Source organism: Secundilactobacillus mixtipabuli (assembly GCF_002217925.1).
GTDB lineage: Bacteria > Bacillota > Bacilli > Lactobacillales > Lactobacillaceae > Secundilactobacillus > Secundilactobacillus mixtipabuli.
Window position 1 is genome coordinate 205337 of record NZ_BCMF01000004.1, and the last position, 25415, is coordinate 230751.

General features: G+C 44.0%; 24 protein-coding genes and 1 other annotated feature (1 of these 25 cut by a window edge). Of the genes, 12 read left to right on the forward strand and 12 right to left on the reverse strand.

All coding sequences use genetic code 11. The features are described 5' to 3' along the window. Positions 1 to 214, reverse strand: a binding site (T-box leader) (it extends 46 nt beyond the left edge of the window). A 137-nt stretch (positions 215 to 351) separates the two neighbouring features. Further along, positions 352 to 1191, reverse strand: coding sequence for a histidinol-phosphatase HisJ (hisJ, locus tag IWT5_RS04895; protein WP_089108908.1), 840 nt, complete (start codon positions 1189 to 1191; stop codon positions 352 to 354). 209 nt (positions 1192 to 1400) lie between these two features. Here hisJ and IWT5_RS04900 point away from each other — a divergent pair, with 209 nt between their 5' ends. After that, positions 1401 to 2495, forward strand: a complete 1095-nt coding sequence (locus IWT5_RS04900; protein ID WP_089108841.1) for a DmpA family aminopeptidase — start codon at positions 1401 to 1403, stop codon at positions 2493 to 2495. Here the strand turns inward: IWT5_RS04900 and IWT5_RS04905 are convergent. Genes IWT5_RS04905 through IWT5_RS04915 form a run of 3 tightly spaced genes read right to left on the reverse strand, consistent with a single transcriptional unit; the run spans position 2492 to position 4502 of the window. Beyond that, positions 2492 to 3292, reverse strand: a complete 801-nt coding sequence (locus tag IWT5_RS04905; protein ID WP_089108842.1) for a C39 family peptidase — start codon at positions 3290 to 3292, stop codon at positions 2492 to 2494. The genes IWT5_RS04900 and IWT5_RS04905 overlap by 4 nt on opposite strands. Beyond that, entirely contained in the window at positions 3277 to 3744 is a 468-nt protein-coding gene (locus IWT5_RS04910) for an NUDIX hydrolase (protein WP_089108843.1), read from the reverse strand. Before IWT5_RS04910 ends, IWT5_RS04905 begins: the two co-directional genes overlap by 16 nt. Before the next feature lie 17 nt (positions 3745 to 3761). After that, on the reverse strand, positions 3762 to 4502 hold the full coding sequence (locus tag IWT5_RS04915) for a response regulator transcription factor (protein WP_159459288.1): 741 nt from the start codon (positions 4500 to 4502) through the stop codon (positions 3762 to 3764). 183 nt (positions 4503 to 4685) lie between these two features. Here IWT5_RS04915 and IWT5_RS04920 point away from each other — a divergent pair, with 183 nt between their 5' ends. The 7 genes from IWT5_RS04920 (at position 4686) to IWT5_RS04950 (ending at position 10318) form a co-directional block, all read left to right on the forward strand. Beyond that, positions 4686 to 5582, forward strand: a complete 897-nt coding sequence (locus tag IWT5_RS04920) for a phosphate ABC transporter substrate-binding protein (RefSeq protein WP_089108845.1) — start codon at positions 4686 to 4688, stop codon at positions 5580 to 5582. A gap of 146 nt (positions 5583 to 5728) precedes the next feature. Then, positions 5729 to 6652, forward strand: coding sequence for a phosphate ABC transporter permease subunit PstC (gene pstC / locus IWT5_RS04925; protein ID WP_089108846.1), 924 nt, complete (start codon positions 5729 to 5731; stop codon positions 6650 to 6652). Beyond that, positions 6649 to 7536, forward strand: a complete 888-nt coding sequence (gene pstA, locus IWT5_RS04930) for a phosphate ABC transporter permease PstA (protein ID WP_089108847.1) — start codon at positions 6649 to 6651, stop codon at positions 7534 to 7536. Before pstC ends, pstA begins: the two co-directional genes overlap by 4 nt. Positions 7537 to 7541: 5 nt before the next feature. Beyond that, positions 7542 to 8342, forward strand: a complete 801-nt coding sequence (gene pstB / locus IWT5_RS04935; protein WP_089108848.1) for a phosphate ABC transporter ATP-binding protein PstB — start codon at positions 7542 to 7544, stop codon at positions 8340 to 8342. Positions 8343 to 8360: 18 nt separating this feature from the next. Beyond that, complete coding sequence (gene pstB / locus IWT5_RS04940) at positions 8361 to 9116, forward strand: phosphate ABC transporter ATP-binding protein PstB (RefSeq protein WP_089108849.1); 756 nt, start codon at positions 8361 to 8363, stop codon at positions 9114 to 9116. Between the two features lie 13 nt (positions 9117 to 9129). Then, a complete protein-coding gene (gene phoU, locus IWT5_RS04945) occupies positions 9130 to 9807 on the forward strand; it encodes a phosphate signaling complex protein PhoU (protein WP_089108850.1) in 678 nt (225 codons plus the stop codon). A gap of 310 nt (positions 9808 to 10117) precedes the next feature. Then, positions 10118 to 10318, forward strand: coding sequence for a cold-shock protein (locus IWT5_RS04950; RefSeq protein ID WP_089108851.1), 201 nt, complete (start codon positions 10118 to 10120; stop codon positions 10316 to 10318). 191 nt (positions 10319 to 10509) lie between these two features. On the opposite strand, the gene IWT5_RS04955 is transcribed toward IWT5_RS04950, so the two are convergent. Both IWT5_RS04955 and IWT5_RS04960 read right to left on the reverse strand, forming a co-directional pair. Further along, positions 10510 to 10983, reverse strand: coding sequence for an S-ribosylhomocysteine lyase (locus IWT5_RS04955; protein ID WP_089108852.1), 474 nt, complete (start codon positions 10981 to 10983; stop codon positions 10510 to 10512). A gap of 63 nt (positions 10984 to 11046) precedes the next feature. Continuing rightward, positions 11047 to 11832, reverse strand: a complete 786-nt coding sequence (locus IWT5_RS04960; protein WP_089108853.1) for a carbon-nitrogen family hydrolase — start codon at positions 11830 to 11832, stop codon at positions 11047 to 11049. Positions 11833 to 11968: 136 nt separating this feature from the next. On the opposite strand from IWT5_RS04960, the gene IWT5_RS04965 reads away from it, so the two are divergent. From IWT5_RS04965 to IWT5_RS04975, 3 genes are all read left to right on the forward strand, one after another. Beyond that, complete coding sequence (locus IWT5_RS04965) at positions 11969 to 12631, forward strand: histidine phosphatase family protein (protein ID WP_159459289.1); 663 nt, start codon at positions 11969 to 11971, stop codon at positions 12629 to 12631. Positions 12632 to 12777: 146 nt separating this feature from the next. Beyond that, a complete protein-coding gene (locus tag IWT5_RS04970; RefSeq protein WP_089108855.1) occupies positions 12778 to 13968 on the forward strand; it encodes an acetate/propionate family kinase in 1191 nt (396 codons plus the stop codon). Positions 13969 to 14398: 430 nt separating this feature from the next. Continuing rightward, positions 14399 to 16846, forward strand: coding sequence for a lectin-like domain-containing protein (locus IWT5_RS04975; RefSeq protein ID WP_089108856.1), 2448 nt, complete (start codon positions 14399 to 14401; stop codon positions 16844 to 16846). Positions 16847 to 16943: 97 nt separating this feature from the next. Here IWT5_RS04975 and IWT5_RS04980 read toward each other — a convergent pair whose 3' ends face one another. The 4 genes from IWT5_RS04980 to IWT5_RS04995 form a co-directional block, all read right to left on the reverse strand. Beyond that, the gene (locus IWT5_RS04980; RefSeq protein WP_089108857.1) at positions 16944 to 18026 is read right to left on the reverse strand and encodes an Ldh family oxidoreductase; all 1083 of its coding nucleotides are present in this window, start codon (positions 18024 to 18026) and stop codon (positions 16944 to 16946) included. A 366-nt stretch (positions 18027 to 18392) separates the two neighbouring features. Next, positions 18393 to 19361 (reverse strand): aldo/keto reductase family protein, encoded by a 969-nt coding sequence (locus tag IWT5_RS04985; protein WP_089108858.1) that lies wholly within the window; start codon positions 19359 to 19361, stop codon positions 18393 to 18395. Between the two features lie 98 nt (positions 19362 to 19459). Next, positions 19460 to 20719, reverse strand: coding sequence for an oligosaccharide MFS transporter (locus IWT5_RS04990; RefSeq protein ID WP_089108859.1), 1260 nt, complete (start codon positions 20717 to 20719; stop codon positions 19460 to 19462). Between the two features lie 21 nt (positions 20720 to 20740). Continuing rightward, on the reverse strand, positions 20741 to 21715 hold the full coding sequence (locus IWT5_RS04995) for a glycoside hydrolase family 43 protein (RefSeq protein WP_089108860.1): 975 nt from the start codon (positions 21713 to 21715) through the stop codon (positions 20741 to 20743). Positions 21716 to 22243: 528 nt separating this feature from the next. On the opposite strand from IWT5_RS04995, the gene IWT5_RS05000 reads away from it, so the two are divergent. After that, a complete protein-coding gene (locus IWT5_RS05000) occupies positions 22244 to 23134 on the forward strand; it encodes an ArsR/SmtB family transcription factor (RefSeq protein ID WP_089108861.1) in 891 nt (296 codons plus the stop codon). Between the two features lie 76 nt (positions 23135 to 23210). On the opposite strand, the gene araA is transcribed toward IWT5_RS05000, so the two are convergent. Further along, complete coding sequence (gene araA, locus IWT5_RS05005) at positions 23211 to 24632, reverse strand: L-arabinose isomerase (RefSeq protein ID WP_089108862.1); 1422 nt, start codon at positions 24630 to 24632, stop codon at positions 23211 to 23213. Between the two features lie 42 nt (positions 24633 to 24674). Continuing rightward, entirely contained in the window at positions 24675 to 25403 is a 729-nt protein-coding gene (locus tag IWT5_RS05010; RefSeq protein ID WP_089108863.1) for an L-ribulose-5-phosphate 4-epimerase, read from the reverse strand. Between the last annotated feature and the right edge of the window lie 12 nt (positions 25404 to 25415).

A 25415-nucleotide genomic window follows, 5' to 3' on the forward strand; every position in this document is an offset into this window, starting at 1 on the left:
TCACGATGACGGCCTTACGTTGCCAATAACTAGTCGTTGAAGAGACTTCAAGAACAGTTAAGGTAACCCTGATAACGCTAAACATGCGGAGCAGCTTACTTAATTCAGCTGATCAGTTCATAGAGGTGTTTCGTTGTCCCAATCACCTGGATTCCATCGGCCCAAGCTCTCTTCACATTGGTGTTCAACTACTTTTTCTAATCACAACTTATTTTGTCATTTAGTTTTAATGTTGTATATAATTTAACACCAAATTTTAATTTGTCAACGCTACTTGTTAAATTAAATAACCATTATTCTAGTGTTTAGCGCAATTTACCCCAGTTTAATCGCATTCCTGAACTCTAAAAATTATTTTAAATTAATGAGAGCCATCAACGTGTGATAGCCGTGGCCCACTTCTTTAATACTGTGTGCGTCGGAGCCATAGACTAACGGAATGGCCATTTGCTGCACTTGTTTTAGAATATCAAAATCAGGGTAAGTTTCGTTACAGAATTCCTTGTACAAACCCGCAGCGTTGTAGTCGAGTTCATCTCCTCGCTGCTTAACCGCCTGCAGCAAAGCGTTGATCACACTCTGGGTTTCACGGTCGTATGTCCGCGGCAGTCCGAAATAGTCCTGAAATTTTTTAATCAAGGTAATGTGCCCAATTCGTTTCGGGGCATACGAACCAAGATCGGCGTTAACGGCTTCAGTAACCGCCTTAAAATAATGACGGTAGAGTGCCTGACCATCTTTAGCCGGTTTTAACAGTCCTTTTTCAAAATCATCAAGAGTATCGTCAACGCACCAAAATTGGTTATCCTTACCCTGCATAAAGTGAACGGACAGCACACTATCAGTAGTTTGCGGGCCGTACTCATTCAAGAAATCCCGGGTCCACTGCACGTGATGCGGTAAGAAATCAACCTCAAAGCCCACATTAATGTGAATTTTATCGCCGTATTTGGCCTGCATCCGTTGGACTTTTTTGAAGTAGGCTGGCAGATCGCTCATCGCCATCGACGCTTCCGTATAACCGGTTTCAAGCCCTGCATACTCCTGTTTAAAGTCTGGTGGCAGTGGCGCATGTTCCGTCACGCTATAGCTCTTAAAGCCAAGCCGAATTGCTTTTTGGATCATTGCTTCCACATCATCACCGCTACCGTGCGGACAGAACTCTGTGTGTGAATGGCCATCTTGTTTCAGCAAAAGAATCCCTCCTTAAATTTAATTAGTCTAGTTGTATCATATTTTCGAGTCGAAATTATCATTTATGGGTCTTTTTATGGAAATTCGCGTGAAGATCAGCAGCCACCATAACCACTTTATAGAATAGTTGCTATAATGATGATAATTATGTTACCGCTTTATTATCTTTCAAAGCTGTCATTTAGCAATCAAAGGAGGAATTTTTTTTGGGACTCTCAAAACCATTTTTAGATAAGGTCAGCACGGATTCCGTCCCTGGCTCATTGAATTTAATCACTGACGTTCCGGGCGTATCCGTTGGGCAAACCACCTTTAATAGTGGCACGCACCATACTGGGATCACCGTGGTTAAACCCGCTGCCGACAACGTCTTTTTGAATAAATTACCCGCTGCTGCTCACGTGATCAACGGCTTCGGCAAAAGCACTGGCCTGGTTCAGATCAATGAACTCGGCACCCTTGAAACGCCCATTGTTTTGACGAATACGTTTGCTGTGGGCACCGCCGAGACAGCATTAGCTGAGGACATGATGGCTGACAACCCAGACATTGGTGACACCACCAGCACGGTCAATCCCGTGATTATGGAATGCAATGATGGCGATATTAACGATATCCGCGATGTTTTCATGACCAAAAAAGACGTCTTAAACACGCTGCACCACACTGGTCAGTCCTTTGAAGAAGGAACGGTTGGCGCGGGTGTTGGCATGAGCTGCTATGATTTAAAGGGCGGCATTGGTTCTGCTAGCCGGGTCATTCAAATCGATGGCAAATCATTTACCATGGGCGCTTTAGTGCTGTCTAACTACGGCTTCTTGCGTGATCTGAACATCTATAACGTCCCAGTTGGCGAGAAACTTGACGCTTTTAAGGCAGAAAAAAAGCAAAAAGAAAAGGGCAGTATCGTCACCATTCTGGCAACTGATATTCCCTTTAATTCACGTCAATTAACTCGAATTGCCAAGCGTGCCAGCGTGGGTATCACTCGAACCGGCGCGTTCATTGGTAATGGCAGCGGTGAAATTGTACTGGCCTTTTCAACGGCTAACCGAATCGCCCATTACCCCAAGTCCGAGTTAACGACTCAGGCCGCCATCACTGATGACAAAATCGACCGCTACTTCCGCATGACCGTTTCAGTCGTTGAAGAAGCCATTTTAAGCGTACTGACACACGCAACGACCCTTACTGATCGAAAGGGTAATCCTCGCCTCAGTCTTCACGATGCGCTGAAAGCCTATCAAGCTGAATACCATGATACGGACATCGCCCGTTTGCAAGACCAGCTAGGAATCTAACCAATTTCAACTGCCCATCGGCGAGCATCATAAGCGCGTTTAAAGCGAGCCAAGCTAAGCCAGTAGCGACCATCAATCGGGTCTGAAACGTGCAATAGTTCGCCAAAATAACCATCAACAAGGACAGCGTGGTTATTACCCATTGCCCGTCCAAATGAATAGTCGCCCCATTCTGGGGTTTCAAAGCCTACAGTGACGTATGCCACCAAGGGCTTTTTTTGTTGCAGTAAAGCGGGCATTTCATCGGCCGTCAAGCCACTGACATCGCGTACAGGTGCGTACTTTTGCGCCCAGGCTACTAACGGCTTGGGATAAATGGCCTCAAAGTGGCCCGGCATATCCTGGTCAGGCTCGCCGCCAAAGCCATGGTTCGGGTTGAAATCCGCTGCTCTGGGCATTTCCTTTAGGAAGGTTAAGTAATCTAGCTCGATCGCGTAGCCCTTAAGATGAAGGCCTTCCAGCAAAGCCGCCGGTTCACAGCCGCTTTGCATGCCCCACCAAACTTGGTTGATGTTTTCGGCGTTCAGACTAAATGGTTCTTGACCTGCCCGAAGAGCTTTCTGCCACAAATCCGGATTCAATGTGACCGCATTCTTTAGAAGATAGCGATCATTCCCTATTTGATAGAGGTGTTCGCCCTGATCATCCGTATATTCTTGACTCACCATCACAGCTGTTAGAGCGTTTGCTTCGTCAACTTTTTCCCCGTTCGCATTAACGATTGCGGTGCCGTCTTCTATCACACAGCCTTCAGTGTGCCAAGGTTTGTGTTGCGTTAACATTAATCCGCCTGCCATGAGTTGACCTCCTCAATCACTGCTTGCGCCATTTTCTTTGATTGCTCATTAAACAGTTTGGGTAAATGATTCAAATCAAAATACTTCACCTGTGTCGTTTCATTGGTCACGTGATCCAGTGGCTTGCCGCCTGTTTGACGAACCAGGTACAGTGCTGTAATCAGCTGCGTTTGATCGCCATTCGGGTAGGTGTAAAAATCCTTGTCAAACAAGTCGAGTAATTTGATTGGCTCAACCTCGATTCCCGCATCCTCAAGGTATTCGCGTTTGCAGGTTTCCTTGAAGCTGGCACCAAATTCCATGTACCCACCCGGAAAACTCCAATCGCCAGTATCTGCTCGTTCCTGCAATAATAACCGATTCTGATCATCCAGCAACGCACCAGCTGCCGTCGTTAAAATCATTGGTCGGTGGCCCACTAAGGCCCTCATTTCGTGGATATAATCTGCCATAAAACCGCCCCTTTAGTCTAACTATTTGGCTTCATTATAGCAGTTACTTTCTCGCTTGTGTCCCCTTCAGTATGGCTTTCAAAGATATAGCCGAAACCACGAACCGTCTTTAAACACGTGGGCGCTTTGGGGTCTGCTTCAATTAATTTCCGTAATTTGCTGATGTGTGAATCGATTGCTCTCATGGTTGAATCCCGACCGTTACGCCAAACCCCTTCCGCAATTTGTGCCCGGGTCAGCACCACGTTTTCATGCTGCATAAAAAAGACTAATAATCGAAAATCCACTGGCCCCATCGTTAATTGTTTACCGTTAACCGTAACCATGTAGTGTTGAAAATCGACTTGAAGCTGGCCTGTATTAAGAACTTCCCGATTATCTTCTTGGGGTTGGTAATAGCGCCAAATTTTCTGTTGAATGCGTGCTCGAAGCTCACGGTTTGCCATGTCCAAAGATAATAATTCATCAAAATGATACCGGTCAAACACGTCACAGGTCATGGCTACACCCAATTTTTTTCGGTGGACTGCAAGTAACGGTCCCCGAAACTGCTGACGCATTAGGACCAGGGTATCGACGCGCTGACCCAGCGTATTGAACTGGTCTAAATCCAAAATAATTAACGTTTGGTTATCACGATTTAATAAGAAGTCTGGTAAATAAGTGGGGCTGCTGATGACTTGCCATTCAGTCATGATCTGTTTCAGCCGTTTTAAGAGATTAGCGTTATCACTAATCAGTAAAATGCTTCTTTCCATGAGGCTTCCTCTTTTCATTTCTGTTATTACATATAGTTATCCCACGTTTCAACAACTAACAAAACCCGTTTTACATAAACTTTACATGACCTATACATTAACTTTACGAGAGCATTTTATACTGATTTTGTGCTTAGGAATTAACCTTTCTAGGACACAATACATTTAAAGGGGAATATGCTCATGCATAAAAAAACATTGATTTCCACAGTAGTTGCCTTTAGTCTTGCTGGCCTGTTATTAGGAGGTTGCGGTTCAAAGTCAAGTCAGAAGTCAGCTTCTGATAGCACTAAGGCTGCAAAGGTCACCAAGATCACAGCCGTTGGTTCAACTGCTCTTCAGCCATTAGTTGAACAAGCTGCCCAGGACTACCAGGCATCAAATAAAAACGTCAACCTTACCGTTCAAGGTGGCGGTTCTGGTACTGGTCTGAGCCAAGTTCAACAAGGTGCAGTTCAAGTTGGAAACTCGGATATTTTTGCGGAACAGTCATCTGGTATCAAAGCTGACAAACTGGTCGACCACAAAGTTGCCGTTGTTGGCATGACACCAGTCGTTAATCCTGAAACGGGTGTCACAAACCTTTCGATGGCACAGTTACGCGATATTTTTACCGGCAAAATCACGAACTGGAACCAAGTTGGCGGAAAAAATCAAAAGATCTCAGTCATCAACCGTGCCCAAGGTTCAGGAACTCGCGCAACTTTTGAAGGTGCTGTGTTAGAGGGCAAAAAAGCGATTACCTCTCAAGAACAAGATTCCAATGGTACCGTTCAAAAACTAGTTGCAACCACACCAGGGGCTATCAGTTACTTAGCATTCTCTTATGTTAATGACAAAGTTAAAGCCGTTTCCATTGATCACGTAAAACCAACTGACGCTAACGTTACAACCAATAAATGGACTATCTGGTCATATGAACATATGTATACCAAGGGCCAACCAAACAAAGCAACCGCAGGCTTCTTAAAGTACATGAACAGTTCTAAGGTTCAAGGCAGCTTGGTTAAAAAGCTCGGTTATATCAGTATTCACGATATGAAAGTCACTAAGAACGCGAAGAACGTCGTTACAAAATAGTTTCATTTTAATAACCAAACTAGCGGAAAATCGGGCGATGACTACTCGCCCTGATTTTCCGCTTAACTATGGCCCACCAGCACGAATTTTACCGTTCCTGCTGGCATTGAAACATGCGTCCTACATTAATGATTGGAGGATTTTAAATGGATGAAATTCAAAAGAAATTAAACGCACCATCCAAGGCATCCCGTGAAGACGTTATTGGCCGAATCATTAGCTACACCTGTATTGCGGTGATCATCGCTCTCGTCGTCAGTATTCTGTATTTTATTACTTCTCGCGGTATCGCCACGTTTACAACTAACCACGTTAGCCTGTGGCAATTTCTTACAGGCAAGCAGTGGAATCCTGGTACTTTAAGTGCTAATGGCCAACCGCAAGTCGGTGCATTACCCATGATTGTAACCTCGTTTAGTGTGACCATCTTGGCCGCCTTGGTAGCCACCCCATTTGCAATTGCGGTTGCCCTTTTCATGACGGATATCGCGCCTAAGACCGGGGCCAAATTTCTGCAACCGGTGATCGAATTACTGGTTGGAATTCCATCCGTCGTTTACGGGTTTATTGGTTTGACCGTAGTCGTCCCGTTTATTCGTCATCTGTTTGGTGGCACTGGTTCGGGTATTCTGGCTGGTACCATCGTGTTATTTGTCATGGTGCTACCGACGATTTCTTCATTAGCAGTAGACGCTTTGCGTGCAGTCCCCACCTATTTTCGTTCCGCATCCCTAGCGTTAGGTGCTACCCGGTTTCAAACCATCTATAAAGTTCTTTTGCGCGCTGCCATGCCACGTTTGCTCACGGCAGTCATCTTCGGGATGGCAAGAGCGTTTGGGGAAGCGTTAGCCGTCCAGATGGTGATCGGTAACGCCGTGTTAATGCCTCATAATTTGGTAACGCCGACGTCAACATTGACCAGTCAGCTAACGACTAATATTGGTAACACCATTATGGGTACTCTTCCCAACAACGCGCTTTGGTCACTCGCTTTAATTCTGTTATTGATGTCCTTAGTATTCAATTTACTCATCCGCTACATCGGAAAACGAGGTGAAATTAAGTCATGACCCCCAATCAAACAGATCGGATCGCCACTCAACTCATTAATTTTCTCGTTTTAATTGTTGTCTTAATTTTGCTCTTCTTACTCGGGGATATTATTTTCAGTGGCTTTCCCCACGTCAGCTGGCACTTTCTAACTTCGCCATCCAGCTCATTTAGTGCCGGTGGCGGTATCCGTGACCAATTATTTAACTCGCTTTACCTGCTAGTCTTAACACTCCTGATTTCGTTTCCTCTAGCGCTTGGCTCCGCCATTTATTTGTCAGAATACGCCGGTAATAATTGGCGGACCGGGCTCATTCGGACCGCTATCGAGGTTCTCAGCTCACTGCCTTCGGTTGTCGTTGGTTTGTTTGGCTACCTGTTGTTCGTGATTAGCTTTCACATCGGCTTTTCCATTCTTTCAGGTGCCATTGCGTTAACTTTTTTCAATCTCCCCCTGCTCGTTCGGAGCATTGAAGGCTCATTACACGCTGTACCAGATAGTCAACGTGAGGCAGGGATCGCACTTGGCCTATCCAACTGGCGAACCATTCGGGGCATTATCTTACCCGCTGCTCTACCGGGCATTCTAACCGGTATCATTCTTAGTGCCGGACGGGTATTTGGTGAAGCCGCAGCCCTCATCTATACGGCTGGTCAAAGTGCGCCAATTCTGAATTATGCAGATTGGAATCCCACCGATGGGAGTAGTTTCCTCAATCCAATGCGGCCTGCCGAAACATTAGCCGTCCATATCTGGAAAGTCAACACTGAAGGTGTTACTCCCGACGCTGTCAGCGTTTCAGCCGGTGCCTCAGCTGTGTTGATCATCGTCATTCTAATTTTTAACTTTGGTGCTAGAGCCATTGGGAATCATCTGTATAAAAAAATGACTGGAGGAAAGTAACCGTTATGGAAGCCTACGATTTGAATCAAACTCACATTATCATCCCTCCTGAAGAAATTGCCTTGTCCACCAAACAGTTACAGGTTTATTACGGGCATAACCAGCAACCTTCCATGACCAATGCTAGCCTGAGTTTCCCCCGCTTTCAAATTACGGCACTGATTGGCGCATCAGGGTCGGGTAAATCAACTTATTTACGTGCCCTTAATCGAATGAATGACCGCATTGCCCGAGTAGACGGTGAAATTAGGTATCGGGGCACTAATATCAATAGTCCTAAAGTCAACGTGTATGAAGTACGTAAGCACATCGGTATGGTGTTTCAAAAGCCCAATCCCTTCGCAAAATCAATTTCTGAAAATATTACCTTTGCGCTTAAAGCAGCCGGCATTACCAACCGGCAAGAGTTAAGTAACCGGGTAGAAACCAGTCTGAAAGAAGCTGCTTTATGGGATGAGGTCAAAGACAGCCTTAATAAAAGTGCACTTTCTTTATCAGGCGGACAACAGCAACGACTGTGCATCGCTAGGGCGATTGCGATGAAACCCGATATTCTCTTACTAGACGAACCCGCCAGCGCACTGGATCCCATTTCGACTACCAAGCTAGAGGTCACGTTAAAGGAGCTCACTAAAAAATATACCATTATCATTGTGACTCATAACATGGAACAAGCCTCCAGGATCAGTACTTACACGGCGTTCTTTCATTTAGGTCACGTCCTCGAATATGATCAAACGGAAAAGATTTTTCAAACCCCCGAGATACAAGCCACACATGATTACGTCACCGGTAACTTTGGTTAAGGAAAGGATGAACCGCTTATGACTGTCATTCTCGAAACAAAAGATGTTCATCTCGCCTACGGTCAAAAAGAAGCACTTCACGGCATTGATTTGAGCTTTGCTGACAACAGCATTACGGCACTGATTGGACCGTCTGGCTGTGGAAAATCAACCTTTCTGCGTTGTCTAAATCGCATGAACGATTTAATTCCAGACACCACGATTACGGGCAGTTTTCAATTTCATCAACAAGACATCTACGCACCAACAACCAACCTCGTCGAATTGCGCAAAAAAATCGGCATGGTTTTTCAGCAGCCTAACCCCTTCCCGTTCTCCGTTTACGATAACGTTACTTATGGCTTAAAACTGACTGGTCAAACTGACCGCCGTTTTTTAGATGAACAAGTGGAACGTGCGCTTAAACAAGCTGCCGTTTGGAACGAAGTAAAGGACGATCTCGATAAAAACGCCATGTCGTTTTCGGGTGGTCAGCAACAACGCATTTGCATTGCGCGATTATTAGCCGTTCAACCCGACATTATTTTGTTAGATGAACCCACAAGTGCGCTGGATCCAATTTCCAGCGCCCAGATCGAATCAACGTTGATGACATTAAAAAAAGACTACTGCATTATTATCGTGACCCATAATCTGCAACAAGCTTCAAGAATCGCCGACCAAACAGCTTTCATGTTAAACGGCGATCTTATTGAATTTGACCTTACCTCAAAGATGTTCACACAGCCCGCCCAACAGGCCACTAGTGACTACCTCAATGGGAAATTCGGTTAGGAGTGAAAAGTGAATGAATAATATTTTTACAACTGAACTAAAAAAATTGTATACCGTTTTTAAGCAAATGGGTGATGCTGTAAGCGGCCAAATCGAACAAGCAACTGAATCCTACATTAACCATGACAAGGACGCTGCTCAAGCCCTGATTCAACAAGATAATTCAATTAATGGTAATGAAGTTGACCTTGAAAAGCAGGCTCTCACCCTCATGACGCTGCAACAACCAGTGGCTGACGATTTTCGAAATGTGATCACGATTTTAAAAGCTAGTTCGGATCTAGAACGAATTGGGGACCATGCCACGGGCATCGCTTTAGAAACTATTCGGGTAAAAGGCTCTCACCGAAATAAAGACGTCGAAAACGAAATCGCGTCCCTAACCAACATGATTCGTAACATGTTAAAAGAAGCTTTAGCCGCATTCCAAAGTATCGATATGGAACAGGCTCAAACCGTTGCCAACCAGGATCAGGATGTTGATGCTAAATTTGATAAAATCAGAAGTAACATCACCGCTGCAATCAAAAACGATCCAGCAGTAGCAGAAGCCGGTGCCAGTTATCTCATGGTCACTAAACTACTAGAACGGATTGGGGATCGCATCGTGAATTTGGCTGAGGAAATGGTCTATAATCAAACCGGCGAAATCGTCGAACTTAATCAAGGCCGCTTGCATCCAAATGACTAATCAGTCATTTGCTTCAAAGACCCATAAAATCATGATTTCCTCAAATAACAAAAAAAGTTTCAATTATTTTCTCTATGCTATAACCAACGGGGGAGTAACGATTGGACGTCTAAATTTCGATGAATTACTAGACAATTTCAAATAATTCGAAGTTAAGCCCTTGCTATTCCCACCAATAGCTGGTAAGCTTACAACTAATGTATTTAATACTTCGAAATTTTGGTACGACGTTCGTAAGAATGACTTCCCCGATTTCTAAAGTTTCAGATACACAAATATATTGCGCTATGCGCTCGGAGGTTTCACTCTTATGGAACAAGGTACTGTAAAATGGTTTAACGGCGACAAAGGTTTTGGCTTTATTACTTTGGAAAACGGCTCAGACGTTTTCGTTCACTTCTCAGCTATCAATGCTGATGGTTACAAGACTCTTGAAGAAGGTCAACATGTAACCTTAGACGTAGAACAAGGCGACCGCGGCCCACAAGCAGCCAACGTTACTGTTGCTTAATTCGTTTAAGTAATTAGAAGAACCCACCGACTAAGTCGATGGGTTCTTTTTTTATTCCAAAAACGAGCCGCTCTGATGTGGCGTCTCGGGATCCGTCATTTAAAATAATGAATTTCAAAACAACAAAAGCAGGTAGTCGCTGACAAAATAGCGACGACCTGCTTTTAAAACTTACCGAGTAATTTAACTCACTAGATCACGTTACGGTTAAATGGATCATCGCTAATTCCTTTTGCAAGAATGTCGCGAGACCACTGCTTAGCAGAGAATAATGAGTGATCGCGGTAGTTACCGCAACTGGTGATATCAGTTCCGGGAACATCTTCCCACTTAATCTCATTGGCGATTTGTTCTAAGGAACTCTTTAATGCTTTAGCAACTTCAGTGGTTGTAGGTTCGCCCCACATGATGAGGTGAAACCCTGTCCGGCAACCAAATGGTGAACAGTCGATAACGCCGTCCATCCGGTCACGAAGCAAACCAGCTAATAAATGTTCGATAGTGTGTAAGCCAGCCGTTGGAATCGCGTTCTCGTTCGGTTGAACTAACCGTAAATCAAAGTTCGTAATGGCATCGCCCTTTGGTCCCTTTTCTACCGTAATTAAACGAACATAAGGTGCTTTAACCTTTGTATGATCCAGCTGAAAACTTTCTACTTTTGCCATGAAAATCCTCCTCGAAATTTAAATCTGTACAATAATCATTATAACGCTGATTAATAAGTGATGTTATTCGTAAAGATCAGGTCGGCGATCAGCAAAAACCGGCATGAAACCGCGCGCTTCATCCGTCTCAGAAATATCAATCGTAACCGTTTTTAACGTTTCTTCACTACCAAGGGTCAAAAGTTCATTCCCAAGCGGATCGATGACCACTGAATTACCGCCAAAGTCATTATCGGGGTCCGCGCCCACTCGGTTCACGGCAACGACAAAGCACTGGTTTTCAATTGCGCGAGCAGCTAATAACCTCTTCCACTGCGGGATTCGAGACGTTGGCCATTCTGCCGGCACAAAAATGATTCGGCTATCTGACAAAGAAAGTGTTCGCAACCATTCTGGGAACCGAATATCATAGCAAATCACACTTGTTGCTGGCGTCCCCTTTACCTCAAACCGGTTCTTTTGGTTACCAGCAGCCAAAAAATCATCTTCATGCATGAGGCCAAATAAATGCACTTTATCGTAAGTTGTCAGTAATTGGCCATTTTCGTCAAAAACGTACGTGGTGTTAAAAAATTGCTGGTGCCGTTTTGTGGCGACGGACCCAGCGTGAATCATGATATGATACTTCTTTGCTAGACTCTGACAAAGTTTCTTCGTCTCTGCTCCATCCGCGTCAGCAATATCATCAAAACGGGTAAGATCATAACCTGTGTTCCACATTTCTGGGAAAACAACGATATCCGCCTGTTCGTTTGCGGCTTGTGCAACAAACGACTCGATTCTAGCAAAATTTGCTGCCTGTTGACCAAAGTGAATGTCCATTTGTGCTAATGAAATTGTAATTTTCATACCAACGCCTCCATATTTGTTTATTAGTATAGACCTGATGCCTTCACTATCAACGTAAAATTAGAATTTAATTAAATTTATTAAAAATTTTTCCCGGTTGCACATCAGTCCTTTTTCCGTCACAATGAGGGAAATTATGGATAAAGGGGTAGTCATTATGGACTCATTCACGGTTTACCTGGTGCGTCATGGGAGTACACGATTAAACGGTTTTAATCGTATGCAAGGCTGGATCGACTCAGATCTATCTGATGAGGGAATTAAGCAGGCAAAAGAAGCTGCTGACCGGTTGCAGGGTATCACTTTTACACGGGCTTTTTCTTCGGACCTTGGTCGGGCGGTCAATACCCGTGATATTATTTTGAGCCAGTTCCAGCAAACGCCTCAAGAAGTTGCCCAACTACCAGAATTTCGTGAAGTTAACTTTGGCTTTTTCGAAGGCCTGAACTCCGACGATATTTGGGCTGGCATTGCGGCACCGTACGGAAAGCATAGCCAAGCTGACCTCATGGCGATTGGCGGTCTTAAAGAGGCCCGCGACGCGATGAAGCACAGTGACCCCTCACACACTGCGGAGGACTATGATGAGGTGTTAACGCGCATTAAAATGGGGTTCAGCGTGCTACGGGAGCACTGTGTGAGCAGTGAAACCATCCTGCTTGTGAGTCACGGGACGTTAATTCGCACAATTATTGATTACCTGGGCGTGGATACCACGGGCAACTACCCTGAAAATGGCGGCATTAGTCAATTAACCGTCTATCCGGACCAAGTTGTCGTTGAAGCTTATAACCAATAATGAAAATCATTTTCAATTAAAAATCGCATACCATGGGATTCCGGCCGACTGCTGGAATCCTTTTTTGCTTTTGCTTGAAAACGGTTTCATTCTCCGCTAAACTAGACTTATGCTTAGTTTATAGAAAACAATGAGGTGGGAATATCATGACAAAAATTTTAGCAGTCAACGCAGGTAGTTCAACTTTAAAGTGGAAACTATTTTCGATGCCAGAAGAAACGGTGATCGCTTCAGGTTTGGTCGATCGTTTGAACTTGCCCGGTTCAGTCTTTACCGTTAAGCGGCCCGATGCCGACAAGTACGAAGTGACCCAGGATAATATCGATTATCGTTTGGCAGCTGCAATGGTCCTTTCCCACTTAAAAGACGCGGGAATCGTTAAACACTTGCACGAAATTGCGGGGATTGGTCATCGGGTTGTAGCTGGCGGTGAAGTGTTCTCGGATTCAGCCGTAGTGGACGACACCACGCTGAAACAGATTCACGAGCTGTCACAATATGCCCCGCTACACAATCCAATCGAAGCACAGTACATCGAAATTTTTCAGCAATTACTGCCAAATGTGCCTCAAGTCGCCGTTTTTGATACCGCACTCTATACTGATATGCCGAAAATCAATGCACTTTACCCAATTCCTTACGAGTACTATAAAAAATACGGTGCTCGCAAGTACGGTGCCCATGGTACCAGCCATCGTTACGTCTCAAAGCGAGCTGCTGAACTGCTGGGCAAGCCCCTCTCAGATTTAAAATTAATCACGCTTCATTTGGGTTCCGGTTCTTCCATCTCGGCTTTTGACCACGGTAAGGTTGTGGATACTTCCATGGGCTTCACACCATTGGCTGGTGTCATGATGGCCACCCGTTCAGGAGATATCGACCCATCGCTGGTCACCTTCTTAGCTGAAAAAATGGGTCTTAAAATGAGCGATATGATTGATATTTTGAATCAAAAATCCGGTCTTTTGGGAATTTCCCAACTGTCACCAGATCAACGTGATTTGGAAGCTGCTCAAGAGACGAATCCCCAGGCCAAATTAGCGCTAGATATGTATGCCAACCGGATCGTTCGTTACATCGGTTCATACATCGCTGAATTAAACGGTCTGGATGCGCTGATTTTTACCGCCGGCTCCGGCGAAAACGGCATCGACATGCGGCAAAAGATTGTCGATCAGTTAAGCTACTTTGGCATTCAAATCGACCATGACCGTAATCAGGTTCGTGGCAAAGAACAGGTTATCAGTCCAGATGGCGCACCAGTGACCGTCATGGTGGTCCCAACTAATGAAGAGTTGATGATTGTTCGTGATGTTCAACGATTGACGCAGAAATAAGATGACAAAATGACGTTAGGTTTTCGATTGATAAAGTCCGACGTCATTTTTTGTGCAAAGTCGTGATTCTCACCATTTTCCAGATGCCTAAATCTCTTTTTTAAATGTTAAAAAGTCTTGCGTAATCATTCATACACGCTATCCCATTTTTTTGATATTTTGGCAAAAAATAGAGAACCTTGCTGATGATCGCCTGAATTATATTTGCAGCGTCTCAATCACCCGTAAAATCCCTATTTAATCAGCTTTCACAGCCGTCAATGATAGTGAAAATTCAACCCGTAACTAACAAGCTATCTTTGGCCAGAAAACAGCGAATTAACTGCTTGTCATGCTCAAATCCAACCTTTAAAATAAAGGTGATCACAAGTATGATTTTTGAAAATTTCAATTAGATAGACTTTGAATTTTACAAAAGGGGGAGATTCACATGTCAGAAAAGATCAAGGGGGCTGTTCGTCATTTACATGCAAGCGAACAGACAGAAATGACAACACACGTTAAATTGTACAAGGCTAACGGACGTTGGCTTGCTGCTTTAATTGTTGTGACTGGTATTGCTGTAGGTGTTCAAAGTTTACCAGCACAAGCGGCAACTGATTCTAGCGTCACAACACAGCAAACCGCAACAACCGCAATGGTTACTCCTACAACATCGACTAATCCATCTTCAGCTGCTACTGAGACGGAATCAACACCAGCAAATACGGTTCCAACTACCCATGATGCAACTACTACACTTGTAACCCCAGCAGTTGCACAGACTATTTTGGGGAACGCTTCAGCAGAAACGATTGAAGCCACCAAACAGGCTAAAGCTGACGTTTATCAGTCAACTGGACAGGCGCAAGTGATTACTGCCGTAGACCCTACCGCATCAACTAATGTTACCGTCACTAATGAGAACTTTTTGGACTACTTTAATGTCAACGGTACGGCAAGTTACGATCCCAGCACTGGAATTCTTACTTTAACCAAGGACGATTTTAATCAGGATGGTAACGCCACTCTGAAAAATAAGGTCGACCTCAATCAAAGTTTTGAACTTCAAGGCGGCTTGAATCTTGGCGATGAAGTTCAAAAGCCCGGATGGCACGCTGGCGAACTTGGCGGCGGTGATGGTGTTGCCTTTGCTTTTCATGACGGCAATACTGACGAAGTGGGCGGTCAAGGTGCCAGTGTCGGTATCGGTGGCTTAGAGGGTGCCTTTGGCTGGAAAGCCGATACGTTCTTCAACGCTGTAGATGAACAAAATGCAAAAATGAAATCTTACGCTAAAGCCGATCCAAGTGAATTTGGCCAAAATCCGCTACCAAAGGATCCAGATGGCGATGCTTATGTCTACGGTGCCGGTGAACCCTTTGGTGCGTTTATCTATACGGATCCTACTACTGAAAATAATATGGTAACTTCTTATGATCCGGTAGATGATCCTACTGGTAAAGCAAAGCCTATCAATCAGCCTAGTGGTCAGTTTGAGCAAATCACTATTTCCTATGATGGCCCTTCAAAGACTATGACAATCAATTTTGAGAGTAAAACATGGACACACAAAATTACTGATTGGACAGCTCAATCGGCTGCCGCTTTTCTAATTTCTGGCGGTACCGCTGGGGCAAAAAACTTACAGCAGTTCCGGTTCGACTCCTTTACGTATTTCACATCTTCGTCTGTGAATGTCGAATACGTTGACGAAGATAACGGCAATGCTGTGCTGCTGACTAGTAACCCAACTTATACCCATGCTGATGGTACGCCGATTGCCACGGGAGAATCCGTTCAACCAGGTGATAAGTACGCCACTGAACAGGAGACAATTGACGGTTACGTATTTCACAAAATAATGGATACTGGTCTTCATGCAAATGGCACTCTGGAAACCGCCGGTAATAACGGTACCGTGATTTACGGCTATAAACATATTGTCCCCGTTACGCCAGATAAGCCTTATGATGCTGATCCAACCAAGCTCACTGATACAGCCACCCGAACCATCAACTATGTCTATGCTGATGGCGGAGCAACTATTGCCCCTTCATTTAATCAATCAGTCACCTTCACTCAAACTGGCACCGAAGACCTACTGACTAAAACCGTCACTTATAATAACGACTGGACGACAACGAATGCACAAGTACCATCAGTTATTAGTCCATTTATCCAAGGCTATGCACCAGACAAGGAAACCGTTCCAGCCAGAGCAATGGCACGTGGTGAGAACCAAACTGTTACGGTTAGCTACTACCCAGTAGGCCTTGACAATGGTATCAAAACTAAGGTTGACCAGCCCCTCTATGCCATCGCCTTTACGCTTCAACCAGAGGGGCCAAATGGTGATCCAATTGGTAATCCAATCCACTTAACTGGTAATCCTGGCGAACCAATTGGCTTTGGTAGTCTAACTGATATTCCTGGCTACACCTTAGTTCCAAATCAAAATCTGATTGTGCCAAATGAACCAAATACCACCGTCCCACTGAAGTACAACAGAACCATTACCGATGTGCCAAACAACGAGGTCCCAGATACTAATGAACCAAACGTCAACATCCCTGAAGATAATGACACTGACCAAGGCCACGTTGTAACCGGTGGTGACAACGGTACTGTCACTAACACTGAAGTTGGTGCCGAAAGTGGCACTAATAACGTTACGACTCAAGGTGCATCTGCAGGAACGCCGACAACCACTGCCAATTCTTCTGCAGGCACGGTCACTACTCGTCAAACCAAGAGCAGTAACCCAGCAGCTGGCGAGCAGACATTACCTCAAACTAGCGAATCCTCAGCCCAAAGCATTGCAGCCGTTGGATTCTTAGGCCTACTTGCGTCGCTTTTTGGCCTAGCTGGCACCAAGAAACGTCGTCAGAATCTTTAAGTAATCCTATCATTTTCGTTTGTACGCTACACCTTTCTCTTTGAACGAAAAGCCCCCGCAATCTGAATGCGAGGGCTTTATTATGCCTATAACTATTTTACAAAGCTTCTGGTACTTTCACACCGACTTCATCACCAATTTTAGCCAGTTCTGCGGCCGTCTTGTCGTCAATTAAGACACCTTGCTTTTGATTTTCGGCGTAGCGTTTATATTCACGATCACCGGGAATTTTAATCTCTGTACCCGGCAAATGCTTCAAGTTTCTGATTCGATCAAACATCTTTGAAACGTTTGCCTTCAGAGTATCCAAGTCACCAAACAGCGATGGGTCTATGGTCATGAAGAATTGACTGAAATCGTGTTTGCCTTTGTTGGTATCGGCGGAAATGGAACCCTGCGCTAAGATACCCGTCAGCATTTCAACAACCAGGGAGTTGCCGAAGCCCTTGTAGTTAGAGTTGTTTTCTAAATTACCACCCAACGTCAGCACACCGCCATCGGGACGGTCATCACTAAAGGCAATGGTTGATAAATTATCTTCAACGCGCTGGGCATCTTGATCAACTTTCCGATCCGCACCGACAGCCCATTCACCAGGAATGTTCTCACCCTTTTTAGCTAGAACTTGAATCTTACCGCTTGAAACCACTGAGGTCGCGCCATCAAAGACAAATGGGTGCGGTTCCGCTGGAAATGTAAACGCAAAAGCGTTAGACCCTAAGAAGGCTTCCAAGGAATTGGTTGGCAGCACCAGTGGCCGCGTGTTAGTGGTAGCAATCCCAATCAGGCCTTCTTTAACGGCCATCCGAGCATAATAGCCGGCAGTGCCAAAGTGGTTAGAGTTCCGGATAACGGCAATGGAAACCCCTAACTTTTTGGTTTTTTCAATCAACCGCTTCATGGTAAAACCAGACGCGATTTGACCCATGTTTTTATTCGCATCAACCAACAAACTGGTAGGTGTTTCTCTGAGAATTTCAGGTTTATTGGTTGGATCAATGGTTCCCTCTTTGATCATGTTCGTGTACCAAGTAATCCGCTGAATCCCGTGTGATGAAATACCACGCAAGTCAGCATCAACTAAAGTATCAGCGAGAAATTCACCGTCCTCATCAGAAAAGTGATAAGCAGCTAATACCTTCTTCAAAAATGTCTTTTCTTCCTTTGCATCAATCCGCATCATGTATCTCCCCTTTGAATGAAATGAATTTCGACATAAAAAAAGTCCTTGTTATTAAACAAGGACGATCAATAGTCGTGGTACCACCTAAATTCGCAGTTAATCAAAACTGCCTCAGTCCGCTCAAACAAGCGGTACAGGGATAACGGCCTGTCAACCGTAAACGTCGCGTGAACGCGTTTAGTACTCAGAGCTCATCTTCGTTAGTCTCCATTATGCCTTTTCACCGAACGGCACTCTCTCAAAATTAAAAACTAATTACTCTTCTCATCAACATACAATAATTATAATATCCTCATGGTAGAACTCGTTGAAATAATTGTCAAGGCTGGAAATTTCATCTCTTTAAGCCCAGCTTTAAATCCACTAACCAATCTTTCTTGAAAACTTTTTGAAGCCAAATAACCGGTCAATCCGTGGATAAAATTCGGCTGGAATGTGAAGGTCGATTGCTTTCAAATTATTCTTCAATTGGCTGGGTTTGCTGGCGCCGGTGATCAAACTGGAAATTCTCGGATCTCGAAGCGCCCAGGCCAATGCAAATGTTGATAGATCAGTATTTAGTTCATTCGCCATCCCCACTAATGTCTCAACTTTATCCAAATTATCAGCCGTTAAAAGTGCCTTGATCTGATCTTGATAAGTTGCGCGTGATCCAGCTGGAATCGGTTGACCCTTTCGATATTTGCCTGTCAGCAATCCCTGAGAAAGCGGTGAAAATGGCACCACGCCCAAACCGAGTTTGCCACAGACATCCAACAGCTCATGTTCAATGTAACGATCAAACATATTGTATTGGGGTTGAACAACTGCCATCGGGTGCAACCCCCGCTCCTGAATAATGAGCTGGGCTTCCAAAATTTGCACGGGGCGCCATTCGCTCACCCCGTAATAGAGAATCTTACCCTGGTCCACTAGATCACTCAGCGCCTGCAGCGTTTCCGCCAGTGGCGTTTCAGGATCAAATCGGTGACAAAAGTACAGGTCCAAATAATCGGTCTGCATATTGCTTAGTGAGGTCTCAACGGATTCCATAATATGCTTGCGGGACAGACCTTGATCATTTACACCATTACCGGTTGGGAAAAAGACCTTACTAGAGATGACCAGCTCCTTCCGGGGAAACTGACTAAGCGTTTTACCCAAGAATCGTTCAGCCGCGCCACCACTATACGCATCGGCACAATCAAAATAGTTAATGCCGCTTTCGTAGGCTAATTTAATACTTTCAGCGGCTATCTCTTGTTTACTAGGCTCGCTAACATCCGTCATCCAACTCCCCAGCGCCAGCTCACTGACTTGAATACCCTGTTTACCTAAATGGCGATACTTCACGTTAAGCACTCCCTTTACAGCTTACTTATTCTAAAATCAGTTCCATTATACACAAAAGATCTCAGAACAAGTTCTGAGATCTCAAGGCTTAATCATCGTTATTTCTTACTACCTGGCGCATCAACTTCACCGGCAGCCACAGGATCCTCTTTAGTTAAGAGTAATGCAGCAAAGATTGTTGTCACAGCAACAATCGCACCGATAATGAAGTAAGTGTGTTGGAAACCAATTGAGTCGTACAAGTTACCAGCAACAGTAGAGAAGATAAAGACAGATATCTGTTTTGCGAAGTTAGAAGCTAACGCGTAAACCGTAGCGTACACACGGATATCGAAGGCACCGGCAATGTACTTCATGATTGAAGTCAATACCAAAGGCATTTCGAAACCGGCTAACAAACGAAGGAAGATAACCCAACCAACACTAGGTGAAAGTGCACTACCAATAATACGTACAGCTAAGATAACACCATAAGCAATCAAACCATTACGTGAACCGATTTTGTTAATCAACCAAGGCATTGGGAACATTAACAGGAATTCCAATGCAATTTGGGCAGTCGTCATATAACTGTATGCGGTTGTCCCAGCGGCACCACTGTTGAAGTATGTCTTGAAGAAGATGATGAATTGTTGATCGAACACATCGTACAAAGCTGAAGTACCGATATAGAAGATTGATAGAATCCAGAAGTTACGGATTCTGAAGATCTTACCGATCAAGCCCCAGTCAAGTGAGTCAGTCGTGTCACCGGCAGCAGCAGCGTTTTCCATATGAATTTTATCACTGAAAACGATGGTGAATGTCAAGATGGCACCCATTACAGTACATGCCCAGAAAATTGAGTTAGGGCTCCATAGGAAGAGCTTACCACCTAAGAATGAGGCGCAGGCACCGGCTAATGAACCACCCATCCGTGAGTGAGCATATTCAAAACCGTTAGCAAGACTGGCACGTTGAACGTATTGTTCAACAACCGAAACACCACCGTTGAATACGAAACTCAAGAAGATACCAGTGATAATGGCAACTAAAGCACCATTAATGTGTACGAGCGGTAAGAATAACCACTGGAAGTAAGGGCCGATTAAAATAGCAGCAATCGCAATCGTAACTAATAAGTTCTTTTTAAAGACTAATTTATCGGAAATAACCCCAAAGATTGGTTGGAAGACCAACGACATGAAGGCCATCATTGAGAAAACAAATCCGGCAGTAGTTCCGTTTAAGTGACCAACTTGTTCCATCCAAAGTGTTAAATAACCATTGATAATTTGCCACATGAAGAAGTAAGTAAAGTGGGTAACGGGGAAGCCCCAGAAATCCTTCTTTTTACTAGTTTGAACTTCGTTTTCCAAGATATTTCACTCCTATTCTTTCTATTCGTAATTGTAAGGGACGGGCTTGCCGAAATGTGGGGTGCCGTCGTCATTCCAAGTAAACGCTTGAACTTTGGTATGACGGTTAGGATCGTACAGCGGATCACCCTTGATCTCGGTATAGTCGCGGCAGTGATAAACCATGATATCGGTTTTACCATCTTCGGCAACCGTGAATGAATTATGGCCTGGTCCGTATTGGTGAGTAGCTAAGTCACTCTTGAATACCGGTTCCTTTGATTTTGACCAGTTAGAAGCATCTAACAAATCAACATCATCGTTGACGGTCAACATTCCCATGGCGTAGTTTTCATCAGTCGCACTTGCAGAATAAGTTAAGAAGTAACGGCCATTTCGATGAATAATAGCTGGTCCTTCGTTAACCCAAAAGCCCTTAACTTCCCAAGAATATTCTGGCTTTGACAGCATGACTGGATCAGTCTTCAACGTCCATGGATTTTCCATTTCAGCAATGTATAAGTTTGAATTACCGCGAATGGCTTTATCCTTTTGCGCCCATACATAGTAGAGCTTACCGTTTGCTTCAAAGCAGGTGGCATCTAACGAGAAGGTATCCATGTTCGTTTTGACTTGCCCACGTTCGATCCAGTTATCTTCACTGGCCATTGGATTTTCTTCGTCGCATTCGATGCAGAACATCCGGTGCTGGAACATACCATTTTCGTCTAACGCTGTCGTTTCAGCTGCAGCAAAGTAAATGAACCATTTGCCATCGATATAGTGGATTTCTGGTGCCCAAATCAGTTGGCTCATGGGACCGTTTTCATGTTTGCGCCAAACGGTTCTTGGTGCGGCATGAGCTAATCCGGCTAATGTTTTAGCTCGGCGGATTTCAATTAAATTGTAGGCAGGCACTGATGCTGTGAAGTAATAGTACCCATCGGTGTGTTTATAAATATATGGATCTGCGCGTTGAACAATAAGCGGATTAATATATTGATTTGTATACGCCATGTTTATGATCTCCTCAAGATTTTTTAACTACGTAGTTTTCCTTCTTGTGCACGTGATTATCATATGATGAGCAGAAAGCGATTACAACATCCTTTTTGATGTTTTTCGTATTTTTTTGCTTTTTGAGCAACAAAAACATTCTTTAAAATTAAAAAATCGCAAATGGTATCCTAATAAAAAACAAAACGCCTATTTTTATACTGATAAATATAAAAATTATTAATTTATTTATCGCATAATTTTTATTCAAATAACTTCTTCTTAAGTGGAATGATTAGTTTGATTTTTATTCTTATTCACAACATTTCCGTATTTATACAGCAATTATGGGGGTAAACTGATGACTACCGCTTATTAAAGACCTCAATAATAAGTCCGACAAATTTAATTTAGGATTTAAAAAATAATTTTCAATTCCTGTTTAAAAACAACCAAAACATTGTTAGTATTATATTGAGCATTGTTTTACCCTTTTAAGATAAATAAATTTCTAGTTTTAACAAATAAATTAACATTGGAGGCGGCCTCATGGAATCTGATATTTCCAAAAGTTCATTACCCGTTTATAAAGCTTTAGCAAGCCCTGTTCGGCTTAAAATTATTCAAGAATTGTCCGTCCGTAAAATGAGTGTGAGAGAATTATCGTCAGCACTCAATCTAAGCGGTACCATCGTTTTGCAGCACCTTAACAAACTTGCTGACGCCGGTATCATCAAGTTTGAACGAATCGGTCATAACAAAGTCTCCCGGTTAACGGTGGACAAAATTAACATCCATTTTCCCAAAACCATTTATCCGGAGTTTGAATCCTACGATACCCAAGTTCCCGTTGGCCACTTCACCAATTTCTCCGTGCAGCCTTCTTGCGGTTTAGCCGGTAAAACTGACTACATTGGCAAGGTCGATAATCCCGCTTACTTCATGGATCCAGATCGGATGTCAGCCGGAATGGTCTGGTGGTGCAACGGTTTTGTCGAATATCAATTTCCTGACTACCTGACTAAAGATGACAAACTTGAGATGTTAGACTTATCAATGGAGTTAGGATCTGAATTTCCATTTTCTAATAACGTCTGGCCTTCAGACATTACGTTTTATATCAACGGAACTGAGATTGGTACTTGGACCTCTCCGGGTGATTTTTCCGATACCCGTGGCAAATATACGCCTGAATGGGTGCCTGACAACGTTAATCAGTACGGCATCATGAAAACGCTGAGATTGACCCATGACGGCAGTTATTTGGACGGTCAGCCCTTTACGGACGTCTCTTTAGAGGACATTGATACCCATAAGCAAACCTTCGCCGTTCGCTATGGCATCAAACGAAATGCCAAAAATAATGGTGGCTGCACCATCTTTGGCAAGGGATTTGGCAATTACAACCAAGACATTGAAATGAAGCTATTCTATAGCTAATCAAAACGCGTCTGAAACCACAAAAAAGGTCTGGAAATTAATTTCCAGACCTTTTGTTATGCTATCGTACTAATACTTATTTGATGTTAACTAAGTGAAGGCTAACCATCTTGGCGAAGTCTTCCATCTGTTGTGCAGTCACACCGAATGAGAAGACCGTGTGGTGACCACCACCGTTTTGAATCCATTGAGTGGCACCTTTCTTAAGGCCAGCTTTAGGTGTCCACATTTGCTTAGCAACAGGCAACTTAGGCATGTCAGCAGCCTTGTGACCATCAACTTCATACATCACCATCCGGTATTCGTCACCGAAGTCAGCTAAGGTAACATCGATCGCGTCACCTTCACCACCGGCAAAGACTAAACGAGCAGGATCTTCACGGTCACCAATGTCCAATGGGTGAACTTCAATCTTAGGCTTGTCAGTTGCTAAGGTTGGGTCAACTTCAAGCATATGTGAGCCAAGGATAGCTTCGTGGCCCTTACGTAAATCAAGGGTGTAGTCTTCCATGAAGGCAGTCCGCTTGTTGTGGCTGATAATCTTCATTAAGCGGTCAAGAGCAGCGGTCTTCCAGTCACCTTCACCGGCGAAGCCATAGCCTTCAGCCATCAATAATTGAGTAGCCAAGCCAGGTAATTCCTTCATGCCGTACAAGTCTTCAAAGTTATCTGAGAAGGCCGTGTATCCATGGGCATCCATGAAGCGCTTCAAACCAAAGTATTCACGAATTTGGTACTTAACGTGGTCTTCAAAGAAGGCTTTGTCATTGTCGCCAGGGTTCATGGTGTAAGTCTTAGCTAATTCATCATATTTCTTATTGATGTCAGCATCGGAAACCTTGTTCATTTCTTCAACTAAGTCACCAACGGCATAGTAGTCAGCGGTCCAGCCAAGTTGAATTTGGGCTTCGATCTTATCACCATCAGTAACGGCAACGTTACGCATCTTGTCACCAAAGAGAACAACTTTCAGCTTAAAGCTTTCGTTGTAAGCAACGGCAACGTCTTGCCAGTCAGCGATTTCCTTTTGGGTTTCTTCATCGCCCCACCAGCCGTAAACAATCTTATTGTTCATCCGAAGACGGGCATTGATATAGCCGTATTCGCGGTCACCATGAGCACTTTGGTTCAAGTTCATGTAGTCCATGTCAATGGTTTCGTATGGGATGTGGTTCAAGTATTGAGTAGCCAAGTGCAGCAACGGCTTCTGCAATAATTGAGTCCCACGAATCCACATCTTAGCAGGACTAAAGGTGTGCATCCAAGTAATCACACCGGCAACGGAGTCATCATGGTTGGCATCCTTCATTAACTTAGTAATGTTGTCAGCGGTTGTAGCAGTCAGCTTAAATTCGATCGGGTAAGGTAAGTTACCTGACTTATTTAACTTATCAACGATGTCTTTGGCATCTTTTTCAACGGACTTTAATTGTTCGTCACCATATAAGAATTGACTACCTGTAACAAACCAAAACTTGTAATCTGGGGTACTTAACATAACAAATGAATCTCCTTTTTTAATTTATTTGATAGCATCAATTTATGAACGAGCGGCATGATCCTTTGAATGCGCGTTGTTTTGACCATAGTAGGCGTTAGCACCATGCTTACGGTAATAATGCTTGTCCAGCAGGTACTGAGGTAATTCAGAACTCTGATGGGTTAATGCCATGGTGTGGAAGTCCTCTTCAGCAACAACTTCCAATACCTTGGAATTATAAACCGCCTTAGCTGGTGTTGGACCCCAAGCAAATGGCCCATGCTGGCTAACAAGAGCAGCTGGGACGGCTTCGTAGTCAAGACCACGTTCGTCAAAAGTTTTGACAATGGTCTTACCCGTATTGCCTTCGTAATCCTCTTCGATTTCTTCCTTGGTGAGGGCATCAGCTGCCGGAACATCACCAAAGAATGTATCGGCGTGAGTGGTGTTCATTGCTGGAATATCCATCTTAGCCGCAGCGAATGAAACTGCCCAAGGTGAATGCGTATGAACAATCCCGCCAATCTTTGGGAAGTGATTGTACAGGTACGTATGGGTTGGTGTATCGCTGGACGGGTTCATCTCGCCTTCAACAACTTCACCCTTTAAGTTCACAACAACCAAATCGGAAGGCTTGAGCTTATCGTAATCAACACCGGATGGCTTAATCACGAATAGACCCTTTTCCCGATCAATCCCTGAGACGTTGCCCCAAGTAAAAGTAACTAACCCAAGTTTAGGAAGCTGCATGTTAGCTTCATAAACCTCTTGCTTAAGATCTTCTAGCATTTTAATATCTTC